19 protein-coding genes are annotated in these 16,519 nt (G+C 75.2%); 11 read left to right on the forward strand and 8 right to left on the reverse strand.

Annotated features, from left to right (window positions below; translation table 11 throughout):
• The first annotated feature begins 65 nt into the window (after nt 1-65).
• Nucleotides 66-815, forward strand: coding sequence for a peptidylprolyl isomerase (locus tag JUB12_RS03610; protein WP_205698245.1), 750 nt, complete (start codon nt 66-68; stop codon nt 813-815).
• Here the strand turns inward: JUB12_RS03610 and JUB12_RS03615 are convergent.
• Together JUB12_RS03615 and JUB12_RS03620 are read right to left on the reverse strand one after the other, a co-directional pair.
• The gene (locus JUB12_RS03615) at nt 812-1,513 is read right to left on the reverse strand and encodes an SOS response-associated peptidase (RefSeq protein WP_205698246.1); all 702 of its coding nucleotides are present in this window, start codon (nt 1,511-1,513) and stop codon (nt 812-814) included. The two genes, JUB12_RS03610 and JUB12_RS03615, sit on opposite strands and share 4 nt — an antisense overlap.
• A gap of 15 nt (nt 1,514-1,528) precedes the next feature.
• A complete protein-coding gene (locus JUB12_RS03620) occupies nt 1,529-2,149 on the reverse strand; it encodes a hypothetical protein (RefSeq protein WP_205698247.1) in 621 nt (206 codons plus the stop codon).
• A gap of 37 nt (nt 2,150-2,186) precedes the next feature.
• Between JUB12_RS03620 and JUB12_RS03625 the strand changes: the two genes are divergently transcribed.
• Nucleotides 2,187-2,570 carry a hypothetical protein gene (locus JUB12_RS03625; RefSeq protein WP_205698248.1) on the forward strand — a complete coding sequence of 128 codons (384 nt, stop codon included), beginning with the start codon at nt 2,187-2,189 and terminating at the stop codon, nt 2,568-2,570.
• A gap of 3 nt (nt 2,571-2,573) precedes the next feature.
• On the opposite strand, the gene JUB12_RS03630 is transcribed toward JUB12_RS03625, so the two are convergent.
• A complete protein-coding gene (locus tag JUB12_RS03630; RefSeq protein WP_205698249.1) occupies nt 2,574-3,965 on the reverse strand; it encodes an MFS transporter in 1,392 nt (463 codons plus the stop codon).
• Nucleotides 3,966-4,088: 123 nt separating this feature from the next.
• Here JUB12_RS03630 and JUB12_RS03635 point away from each other — a divergent pair, with 123 nt between their 5' ends.
• Together JUB12_RS03635 and JUB12_RS03640 are read left to right on the forward strand one after the other, a co-directional pair.
• Nucleotides 4,089-4,667, forward strand: coding sequence for a TetR/AcrR family transcriptional regulator (locus tag JUB12_RS03635; protein WP_205698250.1), 579 nt, complete (start codon nt 4,089-4,091; stop codon nt 4,665-4,667).
• A gap of 29 nt (nt 4,668-4,696) precedes the next feature.
• On the forward strand, nt 4,697-5,095 hold the full coding sequence (locus JUB12_RS03640; protein ID WP_205698251.1) for a hypothetical protein: 399 nt from the start codon (nt 4,697-4,699) through the stop codon (nt 5,093-5,095).
• Between the two features lie 8 nt (nt 5,096-5,103).
• Here the strand turns inward: JUB12_RS03640 and JUB12_RS03645 are convergent, their stop codons facing one another.
• Complete coding sequence (locus tag JUB12_RS03645; RefSeq protein WP_205698252.1) at nt 5,104-5,862, reverse strand: hypothetical protein; 759 nt, start codon at nt 5,860-5,862, stop codon at nt 5,104-5,106.
• Nucleotides 5,863-6,005: 143 nt separating this feature from the next.
• On the opposite strand from JUB12_RS03645, the gene JUB12_RS03650 reads away from it, so the two are divergent.
• The 3 genes from JUB12_RS03650 to JUB12_RS03660 are packed head-to-tail and all read left to right on the forward strand — an operon-like array spanning nt 6,006 to nt 9,954.
• Complete coding sequence (locus JUB12_RS03650; RefSeq protein WP_205698253.1) at nt 6,006-6,785, forward strand: phosphodiester glycosidase family protein; 780 nt, start codon at nt 6,006-6,008, stop codon at nt 6,783-6,785.
• Nucleotides 6,786-6,829: 44 nt separating this feature from the next.
• Nucleotides 6,830-8,182, forward strand: coding sequence for a glycosyltransferase family 4 protein (locus JUB12_RS03655; protein WP_205698254.1), 1,353 nt, complete (start codon nt 6,830-6,832; stop codon nt 8,180-8,182).
• 32 nt (nt 8,183-8,214) lie between these two features.
• On the forward strand, nt 8,215-9,954 hold the full coding sequence (locus JUB12_RS03660) for an ABC transporter ATP-binding protein (protein WP_305852576.1): 1,740 nt from the start codon (nt 8,215-8,217) through the stop codon (nt 9,952-9,954).
• Here JUB12_RS03660 and JUB12_RS03665 read toward each other — a convergent pair.
• Nucleotides 9,951-11,369 carry an alpha/beta hydrolase-fold protein gene (locus tag JUB12_RS03665; protein WP_205698256.1) on the reverse strand — a complete coding sequence of 473 codons (1,419 nt, stop codon included), beginning with the start codon at nt 11,367-11,369 and terminating at the stop codon, nt 9,951-9,953. The genes JUB12_RS03660 and JUB12_RS03665 overlap by 4 nt on opposite strands.
• Nucleotides 11,370-11,502: 133 nt before the next feature.
• On the opposite strand from JUB12_RS03665, the gene JUB12_RS03670 reads away from it, so the two are divergent.
• From JUB12_RS03670 to cutA, 4 genes are all read left to right on the forward strand, one after another.
• A complete protein-coding gene (locus JUB12_RS03670) occupies nt 11,503-12,153 on the forward strand; it encodes a TetR/AcrR family transcriptional regulator (RefSeq protein ID WP_205698257.1) in 651 nt (216 codons plus the stop codon).
• On the forward strand, nt 12,150-12,725 hold the full coding sequence (locus tag JUB12_RS03675) for a hypothetical protein (protein WP_205698258.1): 576 nt from the start codon (nt 12,150-12,152) through the stop codon (nt 12,723-12,725). Before JUB12_RS03670 ends, JUB12_RS03675 begins: the two co-directional genes overlap by 4 nt.
• A 142-nt stretch (nt 12,726-12,867) precedes the next feature.
• A complete protein-coding gene (locus JUB12_RS03680; RefSeq protein WP_205698259.1) occupies nt 12,868-13,638 on the forward strand; it encodes a CAP domain-containing protein in 771 nt (256 codons plus the stop codon).
• Between the two features lie 24 nt (nt 13,639-13,662).
• On the forward strand, nt 13,663-13,986 hold the full coding sequence (cutA, locus tag JUB12_RS03685) for a divalent-cation tolerance protein CutA (RefSeq protein ID WP_205698260.1): 324 nt from the start codon (nt 13,663-13,665) through the stop codon (nt 13,984-13,986).
• On the opposite strand, the gene JUB12_RS03690 is transcribed toward cutA, so the two are convergent.
• From JUB12_RS03690 to JUB12_RS03700, 3 genes are read right to left on the reverse strand one after another with little or no spacing between them, the layout of a single operon-like run.
• Nucleotides 13,983-14,747 (reverse strand): ABC transporter permease, encoded by a 765-nt coding sequence (locus JUB12_RS03690; RefSeq protein ID WP_205698261.1) that lies wholly within the window; start codon nt 14,745-14,747, stop codon nt 13,983-13,985. The two genes, cutA and JUB12_RS03690, sit on opposite strands and share 4 nt — an antisense overlap.
• The gene (locus JUB12_RS03695) at nt 14,744-15,511 is read right to left on the reverse strand and encodes an ABC transporter permease (protein ID WP_205698262.1); all 768 of its coding nucleotides are present in this window, start codon (nt 15,509-15,511) and stop codon (nt 14,744-14,746) included. Before JUB12_RS03695 ends, JUB12_RS03690 begins: the two co-directional genes overlap by 4 nt.
• The gene (locus JUB12_RS03700) at nt 15,508-16,500 is read right to left on the reverse strand and encodes an ATP-binding cassette domain-containing protein (RefSeq protein ID WP_241004408.1); all 993 of its coding nucleotides are present in this window, start codon (nt 16,498-16,500) and stop codon (nt 15,508-15,510) included. Before JUB12_RS03700 ends, JUB12_RS03695 begins: the two co-directional genes overlap by 4 nt.
• Nucleotides 16,501-16,519: the final 19 nt, after the last annotated feature.

A 16,519-nucleotide genomic window follows, 5' to 3' on the forward strand; every position in this document is an offset into this window, starting at 1 on the left:
CCACGGCACCCCGGCGGGGCGACCTGCGACGAGCCCCCGCCTCCCGTGGCTAGCCTGCCGGGCCCATGTCCCACCGCCTGCTCGCCCTGCTCGCCGCCAGCACCCTGCTCCTCGCCGCCTGCGGCAAGGACGACGAGGGAGCAGCCACCCAGGGCGGCGGTGCCGCGACCGCTCCGGCCACCGAGCCCGCGCAGACGACCGAGACCGCCGGCGCCGCGCCCGCGGGCTGCGAGGCCGTCCAGGCGCCGGAGCCCAAGCCCGAGGGGTCGCTCAAGGCGCCGTCCAAGCCACTGGGCAAGGGCACGTGGGACGTCACGCTGCAGACCAGCTGCGGCGAGATCCAGATCCGCCTGGACACCAAGGAGAACCCGAAGACCGCCGCGTCCTTCGCCGCCCTCGTGCGCCGCGGCTTCTACGACGGGCTGACCTTCCACCGCATCGGCCGCCTGCCCGACGGCGGCGACTTCGTCATCCAGGGCGGCGACCCGACCGGCCAGGGCAACGGCGGTCCCGGCTACTCCGTGACGGAGGCCCCGCCGAGCGACACGCGCTACACGAAGGGCGTCGTCGCCATGGCCAAGACCGCGACCGAGGCGCCCGGGACCAGCGGCTCGCAGTTCTACATCGTCACCGCGGAGGACTCGGGCCTGCCGCCGGAGTACGCCGTCGCCGGCAAGGTCGTCGGCCCGCTCGACGCCGTCGAGAAGATCGCCAAGGCCGACGCCGACCCGCAGACCGAGCGCCCGACGGCGCCGATCGTCATCCAGCGCGCCTCCCTCGCCGTCCCCGGCTCAGGCGGCAGCACCGAGCGCTAGAACAGCGACGCCTGCTCCTCGGCGTCGATCGCGTCGGCCAGGCACTCGGGCCCGTCGTAGCGCGCGTCGCTGACGGCCGGTCCCACGGCGCGGCGCGAGGTCATGGCGTCGGGCAGCGGCGCCAGCAGCTCCTGGAGCACCGGCGCGGGCGTGCCGTGGTCCAGCCACGCCTGCTCGGCGTCGGGGCCCGGCAGCATCACGGGCATGCGGTCGTGCACCTCGCGCAGGACGGAGTTGGCCTGCGTGGTGACGATCGTGCAGGTGCGCAGCTCCTCGCCGTCGGGGCCGCGCCAGGTCGACCACAGGCCGGCGAACGCGAACGGCGCGTGGTCGGCGCGGGTCGCGTGCCACGGCAGCTTCGGGCGGCCCGGGCGGGCCTGCCACTCGTAGAAGCCGTCGGCGACGACGAGGCAGCGGTGGGTGCGCAGCGCGTCGCGGTAGGCGGGCTTCTCGGCCACCGTCTCGGCGCGCGCGTTGATCATCTTGAAGCCGGTCGACGGGTCCTTGGCCCAGTGCGGGACGAGCCCCCAGCGCAGCAGCTCGCCGCGCGGCGCGCCCTCGCGGTCGGTCGTGACCGTCGCGACGTCGTCGCCCGGGCAGACGTTGAAGCGCCGGCGCAGCTCGACCGACTCGCCCAGCGGGAAGCGCTCCCGCAGCTCCGCGGGGGAGGGTCCGGCCAGGGAGTAGCGCCCGCACACGCCCGTCCGCCTCCGTCAGCGTCTGGCGGCCATCGCGTCGGCCTGCTTGGCCCTCGCGGCCGCCTGCCTGCGGCGCCCGAGCCAGATCAGGACCCCGAGCGCGACGAGCGCGAGCAGGATGCCCAGCCAGCTGGCGGTCAGGACCGACACGCCGCCGAACGGCAGGCCGATGAGCAGGACGATGCCCGTCGCGATCGCGAGGATGGCGACGATCGCCAGGAGGATCAGCACGATCCCGCGCACGCGCGCGACGGCCCCCGCGCCCGGCGGCGGGATGAGGATCGACGTGATGCGCAGCAGCAGGAGCTGGCGGTTGGACGGCGGCGCCTGCCCGAGGCGCTCGACCGCGACCTTCAGGTCGTCCGCGCGGCGCTCGGCGAGGGCCAGCGACGCGTCGGCCATGCGGCGCAGCGCCATGCGCTCCTGGGGCCGCGCGGCCGCGACGGCCTTGCGGAACCACTCGCGCGCGGTCTTCGCGTCGTAGCGCTCGGCCGCGCGCGCACCGAGGATGGCGTAGGCGGCGGCCTTGTTGCGCTGCTCGCGCTCGAGCTCCTCGTCGGAGCGCTTCTCGAGCTCCTGCATCGAGGCGAGCGCGCTCTGCTGCTGGACGCGGACCTGCCGCTGCTTCGGGGGCATCGTGCGCCCACTGTAGTGTCGCGCCGCGATGGGCCGCTTGGACGCTGCGACCACCATCACGAACGCCGGCATGGTGGCGTTCGACGTCGCCCTCGGCGCGGGGGCGCTGGCGGCGCCCGACCGGACGCTGCGCCTGCTCGGCCACACTGCGCCCTCGCCCGACGCGCGGCGGCTGTTCCAGCGCTGCGGCCCGATCTGGCTGACCTTCGCCGCGGCCCACGCGGTCGCCGCCGTGCGCGGCGAGCAGCGCGACTGGTGGGCGCTGTCGTGGCTGCGCGCGACGGAGATCGCGACCGACGCGGTGTGGGCCGGCTCGCCCGCGATCCCCAACCCGCTCTCGCGCGCCGCGCTCTTCGGCGCGGGGGCGGCGAACCTGGCGTTCACGCTCGCGTTCGCGCGGCGCTCGCGCCAGGTCGCCTAGCCCTCAGGCCCGCGCGGTCACCACCGCGGGGACCGCGGCGGGCTCGCGCGCGGGACGGAGCATCGTCACCGCGACCACGAGCGCTGCGGCGAGGAACAGCACGCTGCCGGTGAGCGCGTGCTCCACGCCCTCGGTCAGGGTGTCGGCGGACGTGAACACCGTCACGAGGACCGCGAGGCCCAGCGACCCGCCGACCTGGTGGGCGACGTTGACCAGGCCCGACGCGGCGCCGGCGTCCTGCAGCGGCACCTCGACGAGCCCCGCCTGGGTGATCGGGATGAACGCCAGCCCCATCCCCGAGCCGATGACCGCCAGCGGCAGCGCCACCTCCAGGAGGAACGACCCGTCGGCGCCGACGCGGCTGAGCCACGCCATGCCGACGACCCCCGCGGCCAGGCCGCCGACGAGCACCCGGAAGCTGCCGAAGCGGGCGGTCCACCAGGGGACGGTCCGGCTCATCAGGAACAGGGGCAGCGTCTGGGCCAGGAAGGCCACGCCGGTCTCCAGCGCGCTGAAGCCGCGCACGCCCTGCAGGAACTGGCTGAGGAAGAAGAACGACGAGAAGACGCCGCCGACCATGAGCACGCGTCCGAGGTACGCGCCGGCGCGCTGGCGGTGGGCGAACAGGTGCAGCGGGGTGATCGGCTGCTCGGCCCGCCGCTCGATCGCCAGGAAGGCGCCGGTCAGCAGCACGCCCGCGACGAAGGCGGCCACCGTCCCCGCTTCGCCCCAGCCGTCCTCGGCCGCGCGCACGAAGCCGTAGACCAGCGCGGAGATGCCGACCGTCGCCGTGAGCGCGCCGGCGACGTCGAAGCGGCCGGTGCTGCGCGGCGTCTCGGGGATGACGCGCGGGATGGCCGCGATGAGGGCCAGGCCGACGGGGACGTTGAGCCACAGGCCCCAGCGCCACGAGACGACGTCGGTGACCAGGCCGCCGAGCACGAGCCCGACGCTGCCGCCGCCGCCCGCGACCGCGCCGTAGAGGCCGACGGCCCGCAGGCGCTCGGGGCCCTCGGGGAAGTTGAGCATGAGGATCGCGAGCGTGGCCGGGGCGGCGATCGCGGCGCCGACGCCCTGGACCGCGCGGGCGGCGAGCAGGACCTCGGGCGAGCCGGCGAAGCCGCCCACGAGCGACGCGGCGGTGAAGAGGCCGATGCCGGCCACGAAGACGCGGCGGCGGCCGAGCAGGTCGCCCATCCGCGCCCCGAGCAGGAGCAGGCCGCCGAAGGTCAGGGTGTAGGCGTTCTGCACCCACGACAGCGCGGCGTCGGAGAAGTGCAGGGCGTCGTCGATGCTCGGCAGGGCGGTGACGACCACCGAGACGTCGAGGATGATCATGAAGTAGGCGCCGAGGATGATCGCGAGGAGCGTCCTCGTGTTCGGGGCAGCAGGCATGGGGGCCCTCCGGGCCGGAGACGGGGCTACACTGGAGGTCACCTCCACTTCTCTTGTGGAGGGCACCTCCGCTTCGGACGACCACTATAGCGGAGGGAGCCTCCAGTTCAAGGCCGTCCCACCATGAGCGAGACCGAAGTCCCCACTGCCAAGCCCAAGCGCGCCGACGCCCAGCGCAATCGCGCGCGGCTCGTCGGCGCCGCGCGCGAGCTGTTCGCCGAGGGCGGGAAGGACGTCTCGCTCGAGGCGATCGCCCGCCGCGCCGACGTGGGCATCGGCACGCTGTACCGCAACTTCCCGACCCGGCGCCACCTGCTCGAGGAGGCCTACCGCGAGGAGGTCGCCGCGATGGCGGCCCGCGCCGCGGACTTCTCCGACCAGGAGCCGTGGGAGGGCCTGCGCGGGTGGCTGCACGAGCTCAGCGGCTACATGACCACGAAGAAGGCCATCGGCGCCGAGCTCATGGCCGACGGCGGCATGGACAACGACGTCTTCAGCTCCTGCCGCGGGATGCTCGACGTCGCCGGCCAGGGCCTGATCGACCGCGCCATCGACGCCGGGATCGTGCGCCCCGGGACCACCTGGGTCGACGTCGGCAAGATGGTGAGCGGCATCTCGGGCATCCCGAACGCGGACCCCGGCCAGGTCGAGCGGATCCTCGACACCGCGCTCGACGGCCTGCGCTACCAGCCGCGCGACTGACGGCGCCGCGCGGGTAGCCTGCCGCGCCGATGGTCGTTCGTCGTCTCTGCGTCCTCCTCGCGCTGCTCGGCGCGCTCGCGCTGCCCGCGACCGCCGCGGCGCAGTCCAACCCGTTCCAGCCGCTGCCGGCGCCGCAGCAGCCGGCACCCGAGCCGCTGCCCGTCGACGACGAGGACGACGGCCTCGGCGTCACCGAGACGCTGCTCATCGTCCTGGCCGCGGGGTGCCTCATCGGCGGCATCGCGTGGTTCGTCGTGCGCGACGCGCGCGGCGCGGCCCCGGTCGACAGCGACCACGACCGGCGCGAGGACGCCGCGGGCCACCGCTCGCCCGAGCACCAGCGCAAGGCCAAGCAGCGCGCTCGCGCCGCCGGCAAGCGCGCCCGCCAGGCGCGCAAGACGACCAAGCGCAAGGCCAAGGGCCGGTAGGCCGCGGCTCAGCCGACGGGCACGTCGGCGTAGCCCGAGCCGACGACGCGGCCCTTCGTCGCGAGGCACACGCGCGCCAGGCGGACCTCGGCCAGCGCCTCGCCGCGCTCGCTCTGCGCGGGCGTGTTGCGACACCACACGAAGGTGAAGCGCCGGAAGTCCAGCGCCGCCACGAACGGGTGGCCGAGGCGGGCGACACGCCGGCCGTCCTGGCGCACGTCGCGGCGCACGGCGACGCAGTCGTAGCGCCCGACGGGCTTGGCCAGCACCCGGTCGTCGGGGACGGCGCCCTCGCGGCGCTCGAGCGGCCCGCACTCGGTCGTGACGATCGGCCCGTCGAGCTCGCCCGCGCGCGCCCGCAGGCGCGCGTCCGCGGTGATCGCGTCCTCCACGGCGCCCACGAGCGCCGCGCGGGCCGCGAGCCGGCGGGCGGGGGAGGCGCCGGCGGGAGGGCGCAGGTCGACCGCCGCCCCGCGGTGCGGGCGCTGCACGCGCGCGAGCCGCGCGCGCTCGGCCGCGACCGACGCGGCGAGGCCCGTGCGCCGGCGCTCGCGCTCGTCGCCGGCCTGGCCGAGGAGCGCCACGACGACCGCAACGACGACGACCAGCGCCGCGCCGGCCGCCGGGAGGAGCCACCGCGGGCGACGTCCGCCGCCGCCCGCGCCGGGCGAGCCGTACGGCGCCCCGCACGCGGGACACCGGTCGAACAGCGTGCGAGCGGCGTGCCCGCAGGCCGGGCAGGTCCGCTCTGGCGCGGCGTCGAACACCGTGGCGCGACCCTAGACGACCGCCCACCGTGCATCGCTCGGGTAACCGGAGCGCCGCGCCGATGTACGCAGTGCGACGGCAGAGCCACGCCGTCACCGCCCGGTCACACCGCGCTCCGCCTCCACTGCTCATGTCCTCACCGATGTCGCCGCTCGCCCTCCGCCTCCATGAGCGCCGCGCCCGCAAGGCCCCGCGCCACCTGCGCGAGGAGCGCATCCGCCTCGCCGACGGCGCGCGGACCACGGTGTACGTCGCCCGCTACGACGCGCGGCGCACCGACGTCCGGGTCGTGCGCCTCCCGCGGCCGCAGCCGCTGGAGGCGTGGTGCCGGGCCGAGGGCCAGGCCGAGGCCCTGGTCGGCGGCTTCTTCGCCCGCCCGCACGGCACGCCGCTGGGCGAGCTGCGCACGGCCGGCGTCGTGCGCGAGCACGTCCCCTTCGACGCGCCCTTCGGCGCCGTGCGGGCCTGCCTGCACGTCGCCGGTGGCCACGTCGCCGTCGCCCGGCGCGACGAGCTCGACGCCGCGCCCGCCGGGGACCTCCTCCAGGCCGGCCCGCTGCTCGTGCGGTGCGGGCGCACCGTGCCGGGCGACGACGAGGGCTTCTCCGCCGGCGCGCACCAGTTCGACTCCGACATCACCGCCGGGCGCTACCCGCGCGCGGCGCTGGGCGTCAAGCGCGACGGCACCGTCCTGGCGGTCGCCTGCGACGGGCGCGCCGACGACGAGGCGGGCCTGACCATGGCCGAGCTGGCCGAGACGATGGTCGCGCTGGGGGCCCTGAGCGCCCTCAACCTCGACGGCGGCGGCTCGACGTCGCTGGTCTGCGCGGGGAGGCTGCGCAACCGCCCGCGCGAGTCGCACGGCGTCGTGCTCGAGGGCGGTCGCGCCGTGTCGACCGCCGTCGTCTTCCGCGCGCGCTGACACGGCCTTCCCCAAGCGGGCAAGTTCGGGTACGAATGAGGGACGTGCGCGTCCTGTCCGGCCTCATGTTCTTCCCCCGCGGCGGCAGCGCGCACGTCGCCCGCGCGCTGGCGCGCCACCTGCCCGCGCACGGGTGGGACGTGACGCTGCTGTCGGGGTCGACGAGCGGCCACGGCGACGCGCGCCGCTTCTACGCCGGTGCCGGCGACGTCCACGCCGTCGACTTCGCGGCCGGCGACGCGCCGTTGCACCCGTCCTACGAGGACCGCCCGGGGGCGCCCGACCCCATCTTCGCCTCCCTGGACCAGGCGACCTTCGAGCGCCACGTCGGCGCGTGGGCGCGCGCCCTGCAGCGCGCGGGGGCCGCCGAGCACGACGTCCTGCACCTCCACCACCTCACGCCGCTCAACGAGGCCGCGGAGCTCGTGGCGCCCGACGTGCCGACGGTCGGCCACCTGCACGGCACCGAGCTGCTGATGCTCGAGGAGATCGCCCGTGGGGCACCCGCGTCGTGGCGCCACGCCGACGAGTGGGCCGAGCGCCTGCGCCGCTGGGCCCAGGAGTGCGAGCGGCTGGTCGTCCTCACGCGCGGCCACGTCCAGCGCGCCGCCGACCTGCTCGACGTCGAGCCCGAGCGCTGCGTCGTCGCGCCCAACGGCTTCGACCCCGACGAGCTCGACCGCCGCCCCGTCGACCGCGTCGCGCACTGGCGCCGCGTCCTGCACGAGGACCCGCGCGGCTGGGCGCCGGGCCAGCCGGAGGGCAGCGTCCGCGCGTCGCGCCGTGAGGCCGCGCGCGTGGCGAAGTCCGTCGTCCTGCTCTACGTCGGGCGCTTCACCGCCGTCAAGCGGGTGCCCCTGATGGTCAAGGCGTTCACCCACGCCTCCTCGCGCTTCCGCACGCCGGCGTCGCTCGTGCTGCTCGGCGGCCACCCGGGGGAGTGGGAGGGCGAGCACCCGGTCGAGACCATCCGCCGCTGCCGCGCCAAGCACGTGCACCTCGCCGGCTGGCACGGTCACGACGAGCTCTCGGACTTCCTCAACGCGTCCGACGCCCTGGTGCTCGCCAGCGTGCGCGAGCAGTTCGGCGCCGTGGTGGTCGAGGGCATGGCCTGCGGCCTGCCGCCGATCGCCGTCGATCGCCACGGTCCCGCCGAGGTCGTCATGGACGGCCACACCGGCTGGCTCGTCGAGCCCGACGACGCCGGTGCGCTGGCCGACGCGATGGTCCAGGCCGTCGACCGCGAGGACGAGCGCCGCCGTCGCGGAGCCAACGCCTACGCGATGGCCCGCGAGCGGTGGTCCTGGCCGGCGCTGTCCGGTCGCCTGGCCGAGGTCTTCGACGAGGTCGCCGGCCTCGAGGGCGTGCGGATGGCCGGCTTCGGCGCCGCTGGTTGAGCACCTCAAGCCTCGAAGTACCCTCGGGCGAGGTGTCCGACCGCCGCCGGATCTTCGCCCTCTTCCGCCCGTACCGGGCGCGCCTGGCGTCGGTGCTCGCGCTCATCGTCCTGGCCGCCGGGCTGGGGATGGTCTCGCCGTTCCTGCTCAAGGAGGTCCTCGACACCGCGTTGCCGCAGGACGACGACGCGCTGCTGGCGTGGCTGGTGGCGGGCATGGTCGCGATCCCGGTCGTCACCGGCGCGCTGAGCGTCGCCCAGACGTGGCTGTCCAACCTCATCGGCCAGCGGGTGATGCACGACCTGCGCGCGGCGGTCTACCGCCACCTGCAGCGCATGTCGCTGGCGTTCTTCACGCGCACGCGCACCGGCGAGGTGCAGTCGCGCATCGCCAACGACATCGGCGGCGTGCAGTCCGTCGTCACCTCGACGGCGACGTCCATCGCCTCGAACGTCACGACGGTGCTGGCGGTCGTCGTCGCGATGGTGGTGCTCGACTGGCGTCTGGCCGCCTTCAGCCTCGTGCTGCTGCCGTTCTTCGTGTGGATGACGCGGCGCGTGGGCGCCGAGCGCAAGCGGATCACCGCCGAGCGCCAGGGCCGGATGGCCGACATCAGCTCGCTGGTCGAGGAGTCGCTGAGCGTCAGCGGCATCCTGCTGGGCAAGACGATGGGTCGCGGCGACGCGCTGGCCGAGCGCTTCACCGCCGCCTCGCGCGACCTCGCCGACCTCGAGGTCCGCTCGCGCATGGCGGGACGCTGGCGGATGGCCTCGGTGCAGATGAGCTTCGCGATCATGCCGGCGCTCGTCTACCTCTTCGCCGGCCTGACGGGCGAGGTGACGATCGGCACGCTCGTGGCCTTCACGACGTTGCAGACGCGGTTGCTGTTCCCGATCCAGTCGCTGCTGTCGGTGACCGTCGACGTGCAGACGTCCTCGGCGCTGTTCCGGCGGATCTTCGAGTACCTCGACCTGCCGGTCGAGCTCGAGGACGGCACCGTCGAGCTCACGCCGACGACCGCCCGGCCGCCGGCGGTGCGCTTCGACGGCGTGACGTTCGGCTACGACGACGACGGCCCGCCGGTGCTCGACGGCATCGACCTCGAGGTCGCGCCCGGGACGACGACGGCGCTCGTGGGGGAGACCGGCAGCGGCAAGACCACCCTGGGCTACCTCGTCGCGCGCCTGTACGAGCCGCAGCTGGGCCGCGTGCTCGTCGACGGCGTCGACGTGCGCGACGCCACCTTCGCGTCGCTGGCGCGCACGGTCGGGATGGTGTCCCAGGACACCTACCTCTTCCACGCCTCCATCCGCGAGAACCTCCGGTTCGCCAAGCCCGAGGCGACCGACGAGGAGCTCGAGGCCGCGGCGCGCGCCGCACAGATCCACGACCTCATCGCCTCGCTGCCCGAGGGCTACGACACGCCGGTCGGCGAGCGCGGCTACCGCTTCAGCGGCGGCGAGCAGCAGCGGCTGGCGATCGCCCGCACCGTCCTGCGCAACCCGCCGGTCCTCGTCCTCGACGAGGCGACCAGCGCGCTGGACACCCGCACCGAGCGCGAGGTCCAGGAGGCGCTGGAGTCCCTGGCCGAGGGCCGCACCACGATCGCCATCGCCCACCGCCTCTCGACCGTCCGCGACGCCGACCAGATCGCGGTGCTCGACCGCGGCCGGGTCGTCGAGCGCGGCACCCACGACGAGCTGCTCGCCCTCGGCGGCCGGTACGCCGAGCTCGTCGCGCGCGCCGGCAGCGAGCCGGCGACCACCGCCTAGCTCGCGACCACCGTCACGTCGTCGACCTGCGCCCACGTGTCGCGGTCGGCCCAGAGCCCGGCGAAGACGACGAGCGACGAGCTCGAGCCGCTGCTCACCGTCGCGCTGACCTTGGTGTAGCCGTCGAGGCGGGTGAAGCGCTGCTCGCCCACCACCTGCCCGCCCGGCGTGCGCAGCCCGAAGAAGCCGTTGGCGTTGGTGGCCGACGTCCGGATCCACCCGGAGACGGTGTAGGTGCGCCCCGGGGTGACCGAGATCGTCTGGTGCAGGTCGTGCCAGCCGGAGGTCCCGCGGACCCAGCCGTTGCCGGCGCCCGTCCGCGCGAGGCCGGCGCCGTGGTCGGCCCCGCAGGTGCCCGCGCAGACCCAGGGTCCGAGGCCGGGGGTCTCGAAGTCCCCGTCCGAGACCAGGTTGCCCGGGTTCGTCCCGGGCGGCGTCTGGAGCGCGGCCATCATCCGCGGCATGGCGTCGTTGAGGGCGAAGTTCCAGCAGCTGAAGTTGTGCCCGCCGTCGCAGCCGTAGGGCACCGACGGCCCGGGCCGCCCGTAGTTCCAGAAGACGTGCGGCACGCCGGCCGCGTCCAGCGCGCCGTGCATCCGCGAGGCGGCAGCGGCCATCGTGCCCTCGAGCACGTCGGCGTCGTGGATGCCCGATCCGGCGTAGAGCGCGACGCCGACGCCCTGCAGCCGAGCGGCCCGGCCGAGCGGGTTGAGCGCGTTCCACGTGCCGTCGAAGGGCCAGAACGGGTTGCCGAACGGCCCGTAGGCGTTGAAGCCGTTCTGCGCGGCCTGCTCGGTGACGACCGTCCGCGTGCCGGAGTCGCCGAGGTCCACGGCGCCCGAGAAGCTCGCGACGTAGGTGAAGAGGTCCGGCCGGTCCTGCGCGTAGCGGACGGCACCGAAGCCGCCCATCGACAGGCCGGCGATGGCGCGGCCGGCCTTCGACGCGACGGTCCGGAGGTTGGCGTCGACCCACGGGATGAGCTGGGTGAGGTGGAAGTCGGCCCACGCCTGCGCGCCCTGGCTCTGGTTGACCCAGTTCGTGTACCAGCCGACCTTGCCGCCGTCGGGCATGACGGTGATGACCGGGCGGTTGGCGGTGATCGCCTCGACGGCGCCGCCGCCGCTGGTCCACTGCGCGGCGTTGCCGCCCGCGCCGCCGTGCAGGAGGTAGAGGACGGGGTAGCGCACCGTCGGGTTGGCGGCGTAGCCGGTCGGCAGCGTGATGCGCACGCGGTGTGGTCCGTTGACCGCGACGGGCGCGACCTTCGCCGTCGCGATGTCGACCTCGAGCGTCCGCGTCGTGATCCACCGCCATCCCGAGACCGTGATCCCGTTGCCCGAGACCACGTTCGGCGCGTCCGCCGCGGCGACGGCCGGCAGCGCCAGCGTCGCCAACGCGACGACGAGCACCACGGGGCGCCACCAGGACCGGGGCGTCGCGACGGACGGCGGACTGGGACGGCGTGACGGGATCGGCATGGCCTGACGCGCTCCTGGGACAGTGGTGTAACGCTCGTGTACATCATCGAACGTACCATCGGCGTACATGCCAGGGCAACCGCGCGCGACGGCCGACCGCCTCCCCAAGGGGCCGCACGGGCTCTCCCGCGAGCAGGTCGCCGCGTCCCAGCGCCAGCGGATCCTCGACGCGGTGCTCGACGTCGTCGGGGAACGCGGGTACGCGGCGGCGACGGTGGCCCACGTCACGGCCGCCGCGGGGGTCTCGCGCACGACGTTCTACGAGCAGTTCCGCAACAAGCAGGACGCGTTCCTCGCCGCCTACGACCAGTTCGGCGCGCAGTTCCTCGCCGACCTCGACCAGGTGGCCGGTGACACGCCCGCGGCGGTCCTGCCGGCGGCGGCCGCGCGGCTCGTGGCGTGGGGACGGCGCCGGCCGCTGGCCTGCCGGGCGTTCCTCGTGGAGATCCACGCCGTCGGCGACGAGGGGCTCGAGCACCGGGACCGCGTCATGGCGCTGGCCGAGGAGCGCTTCGCGCGCGTGGCCGCGTGGGTGCGCCACGTCGACCCGACGATCCCGCAGCCCCCGCGCCTCGTGGGGCGGGCCGTGGTCGCGGCGTCGTGGGAGCTCACGGCGCAGGCCGTGCGCGCGACGGGGGACACGACGGAGGACTCGCGCGACGCCCTGGCCTACGTCTGGCTGCTGGGCCTCACCGGCCAGCCGCGGGGTGGGCGGTGAGCGCCCGGCCGCGGCTGGCGGCGCTCGAGCTCGCCGAGGACCCGGACGCGTTCGCGGCCCTCGGCTTCACCGTGGAGGACGGCGTCTGCCTCGTGGCCGGCACCGAGCTGCGGCTGGCGGGCGGCGGGGGCGGCATCACGGGGTGGGAGCTCGGCGACGGACCCGTGCACGGGGCCAGGCACCGTGCGCACCCCAACGGCGTCGTGCTCGTCGACCACGTCGTGCTGCGCACGCCCGACCTGCAGCGCGACGTCGCCGCCCTCGAGGCCCGGGGGCTCGAGCTGCGCCGCACGCGCGACGTGGAGACGACGACCGGGACGCTGCGCCAGGCGTTCCTGCCGCTGGCCGACGCGCTCGTCGAGGTCGTCGGGCCGGTCGAGCCCACGGGCGGCGGGCCGCTGACCTTCTGGGGCGTCACGTTGGTCACGCAGGACCTCGACGCCACGGCGGCGCTGCTCGGCGACCGCCTCGGCCCGGTCCGCGACGCGGTGCAGCCGGGCCGCAGGATCGCCACGGTGCGCGCCGAGGCGGCGGGCGTCCGGACGCCGCTGGCGCTCATGACACGGCGGTAGACCTTGAGAAACCTCGGCTGGACGACCGTTCGTCGCGCTAGAACGACCGTCCAACGTTGGGGATGGGGCGTCGACCTATCCGTCCAGGTGGGCCCTCGACGCGGTGGATGTGGCACGGCGGCGGCCGACCACAGCGGGTGCCGTGCGACTCACCCTGCCGCCCCTCGCCACCCTGACCGCCGTCGCCGCCCTGGCCCTGCCGGGCACCGCGGCGGCAGCGTCCTGCCCCAACGCCGACGTCCTGCCGGGCACGCCGGCCTTCAGCGCGAACGCCCCCGACGCGACCCTCTGCCTCATCAACGAGCGCCGCGCGGCCAACGGCGTCGGCCCCGTCTCCCGCGGGCCCGCCGAGCTCGAGCAGCCCGCGCGTCTCTACGCGGTGGAGATGGTCCTCAAGCGGTTCTTCTCCCACACCGGCATCGACGGCTCGTCGCTCTTCGACCGCCTCAAGGGCTACACGACGACGCCGGCCTGGCAGGTCGGCGAGAACCTCGCCTGGGGCGAGGGCAGCACCGGGTCGCCCGCCCAGGTCGTCCAGGCCTGGATGGACAGCCCGGGCCACCGCGCGAACCTCCTCAACGGCGTCTTCACCGAGGTGGGGATCGGCATCGCCGACGGTGCCCCGTCGCTCGTGAGCGGCGCCGCCGCCACGTACGTCACCGAGTACGGCACGCGCAGCGGCGCCGCCCCGGCCCCGACGCCGCGCAACGACGTCGCCGGCCAGGAGCGCCAGTCGACGCCGACGACCACCAGCCGCCCGGCCACGACGTCCACGAAGGCGCCGAAGGCCAAGAGGTCCTCGACGAAGCGCACCTGCCGCACCGTCGTCAAGAGGGTCAACGGCAAGAAGCGCAAGGTGCGCCGGTGCGCCGTGGCCAAGAAGGCCGCGAAGCGCTCCTCGGCCAGGCGCTAGCCCGCAGGCCGTAGGGTCGCCGCGATGGGCGACCCCTGCATCGTGATGACGACGACCGCCAGCCGCGAGGAGGCGCTGAGCGTGGCGCAGGCCGCGGTCGAGGCCCGGCTGGCCGCCTGCGGGCAGGTCCTGGCCATCGAGAGCACGTACGTCTGGCAGGGAGCGCTCGAGCGCGAGCCCGAGCACCTCGTCCTCCTCAAGACGCGCGCCGACCTGTACGAAGCCCTCGAGGCCCTCGTCGTCGAGCGCCACAGCTACGACGTCCCCGAGGTCCTGCAGGTCCCGGTGACGGGCGGCTCGGCCGCCTACCTCGGGTGGGTCGCCCAGCAGACGCGCGACGCGGCCTAGACGCCGACGCGTCGCATCCCGCGCAGCGCCAGCGCCCCGAGCGCGACGCACAGGCCGAGCACGGCCAGGAGCGCCGGCCACGTGTCGTGCCAGGTGACGTCGCCGACGAAGCCCTGGCGCACGCCCTCGAGCACCAGGGTGACCGGGTTGACCGTGGCGACGACCTCCAGCCAGCCGGCCAGCAGCTCCTTGGGCGCGTAGGCCGTCGTGAACAGCACCCCCGCGAAGCCCACGACCTGCATGAGCGGCGCCGCCGCCTGCGTCTTGAAGCGCAGCGCCAGGGTGATCGCGTAGCAGGCGATCGCGCTGGCCAGCCCCATGACGAGGACGACGGTGAGCAGGAGCGCGGGCACGCCCGGGAAGCCGACGCCGAGCGCCAGCGCCACGACGATGAGGAACGTCATCGGCAGCAGCGCCCGCACCGCCGCCGACGCGACGATCCCGACGAGCAGCGTGACGCGCGGAGCGGGGCAGACCAGCAGGCGGTCGAACCAGCCCTGCTCGACGTCGCGGGCGAGGTTGACGCCCGTGGCCGCGCCGGTGAACGCGGCGCCCTGCAGGAGGCTCACCGGGACGATGTAGTCCGTGAAGTCCACGCCGCCGTAGGCGGCCTGCTGCGCGGCCTCCCCGAAGACCGCCGAGAGCCCGATGAGGAAGATCGTCGGCGCGAGCACGCCGGGGATCGCCGCGCCGGGGACGCGCAGGACCTCGTTGAGCGCCCGCCGGGCGAGCGCGCCGACCACGACCGCCTGGGCGTTCACGTGGTCCGCAGCCTCCCGTGCAGCGCCAGCGCGGCCAGCGCGATGAAGGTGACCGCCAGCCCGCCCGACGCCGCCACGCCCTCGAGCACCGGCCCGGCGGTCACGCCGGCGATCACCGGCTCGCGCAGGCCGTCGGCGACGTAGCTCAGCGGGTTGTAGGCCGCGACCCAGTCGGCCGGCGCCTCGAGGAGGTCCTGGGGGAAGAACGCCGAGGAGACGAAGAGGACGACCATCACCAGCGGGAAGATCCCCTGCACCGTCGAGGCGTTGCGGGCCCGCAGCGCGATGAGCACGCCGATCGCCCCGAAGCCCAGCCCGGCGAGCCCGCCGATCGCCAGGAGGACGAGCACGCCCGGCACGCCGCCCTGGACGCTCGCGCCGAAGACGAGCCCGATCACGAGGAACCAGGTGACCTGGCCGAGGGCGAGGATGCCCGAGGCCAGGACGCGCCCCAGGACGATGGCCGCGCGCGGGACCGGGGAGGCGACGAGCCGGTCGAAGAACCCGCCCTCGATGTCCAGCGCCGTGGCGATGCCCGCGGACACGCCGCCCAGCAGCAGCGACTGCGTCATCGCGGCCGCGAGCTGGAAGTCCAGGAAGCCGTCGACCTGCGGGAAGCCGGGGAGGTCGGTCGTGCGGTGCAGGCCGCCCGTGTTCACCGCCAGCAGCAGCGTCGGGAAGATCACCAGGGGCGCCACGAACTGCGGCCGGCGCATCGTCATGCGCAGCGCCCGCAGGCACAGCGCGACGGTGGCGCGGGTCACGCCGGCGCCACGGCCGCGGCGTCCTGCGGCTGCTCGGCGGCGCCCTCGAGGTGGCGGCCGGTCTTCTGCACGAAGACGTCGTCCAGCGTCGGCTCCACGACGTCGAGGCCGGCGACGGCGATCCCCGCCTCGTCGAGCAGCCGGACGATCGGCGCGACCGCGGCAGCGCCGTCGCGCGCCTCGACCGACACGTGCGCGCCCTCGCCCGGCGGGCGATGGGCACCGATGCTCGCCAGCACGTCGCGCGCGCGGTCGAGGTCGGCCGGGTCGACGAGCGTCACGTCGACGTGGTCGCAGCCGACCTCGTCCTTGAGCGCCTCGGGCGTGCCCTCGGCGACGATCCGTCCCGAGGAGATGATCCCGACGCGGTCGGCGAGCTGGTCGGCCTCCTCGAGGTACTGCGTGGTGAGGAAGACGGTCGTGCCCTCGTCGCGCAGTCGGCGCACCTCGTCCCACAGCGTCAGGCGCGAGACCGGGTCCAGGCCCGTGGTCGGCTCGTCGAGGAAGAGGACCTGCGGGCGGTGGATGAGCGCCATGGCGAGGTCCAGGCGCCGGCGCATGCCGCCCGAGTACGTCCCGACCCGGCGGTCCTGGGCCTGCTCGAGGCCCACACGACGGATGAGGTCGGCGCCGCGCTCGCGCACCTCGGCGCGCGGGACGCCGTGCAGCGTGGCCTGGAGCTCGAGCAGCTCGCGACCGGTCATGAGGCCGTCGAGCGCCGCCTCCTGCAGCGCCACGCCGATGCGCCGGCGCACCTCGCCGGGCTGGTCGACGACGTCGAAGCCCGCGACACGCGCGTGGCCGCCCGTCGGGCGCAGCAGCGTGACGAGCATCCGCACCGTGGTCGTCTTGCCCGCGCCGTTGGGCCCGAGGAAGCCGTACACCTCGCCGGGCGCGACGGCGAGGTCGATGCCCGCCACCGCCTGCAGCCCGCCCTTGAACGCTCGCTCGAGGCCGACGACCTCGATCGCCTGCTGACCCTGACCCACGCGAGCCATCCTAGTCCGG

Source organism: Conexibacter sp. SYSU D00693 (assembly GCF_017084525.1).
Lineage (GTDB): Bacteria > Actinomycetota > Thermoleophilia > Solirubrobacterales > Solirubrobacteraceae > Baekduia.

What these genes read in the sequence shown, in the direction of transcription:
- JUB12_RS03610 (WP_205698245.1), top strand. Translation starts at nt 66, where the DNA reads ATGTCCCACCGCCTGCTCGCCCTGCTCGCCGCCAGCACCCTGCTCCTC.
- JUB12_RS03620 (WP_205698247.1), bottom strand. Translation starts at nt 2,149, where the DNA reads ATGCCCCCGAAGCAGCGGCAGGTCCGCGTCCAGCAGCAGAGCGCGCTC.
- JUB12_RS03630 (WP_205698249.1), bottom strand. Translation starts at nt 3,965, where the DNA reads ATGCCTGCTGCCCCGAACACGAGGACGCTCCTCGCGATCATCCTCGGC.
- JUB12_RS03635 (WP_205698250.1), top strand. Translation starts at nt 4,089, where the DNA reads ATGAGCGAGACCGAAGTCCCCACTGCCAAGCCCAAGCGCGCCGACGCC.
- JUB12_RS03640 (WP_205698251.1), top strand. Translation starts at nt 4,697, where the DNA reads ATGGTCGTTCGTCGTCTCTGCGTCCTCCTCGCGCTGCTCGGCGCGCTC.
- JUB12_RS03650 (WP_205698253.1), top strand. Translation starts at nt 6,006, where the DNA reads ATGTCGCCGCTCGCCCTCCGCCTCCATGAGCGCCGCGCCCGCAAGGCC.
- JUB12_RS03670 (WP_205698257.1), top strand. Translation starts at nt 11,503, where the DNA reads ATGCCAGGGCAACCGCGCGCGACGGCCGACCGCCTCCCCAAGGGGCCG.
- cutA (WP_205698260.1), top strand. Translation starts at nt 13,663, where the DNA reads ATGGGCGACCCCTGCATCGTGATGACGACGACCGCCAGCCGCGAGGAG.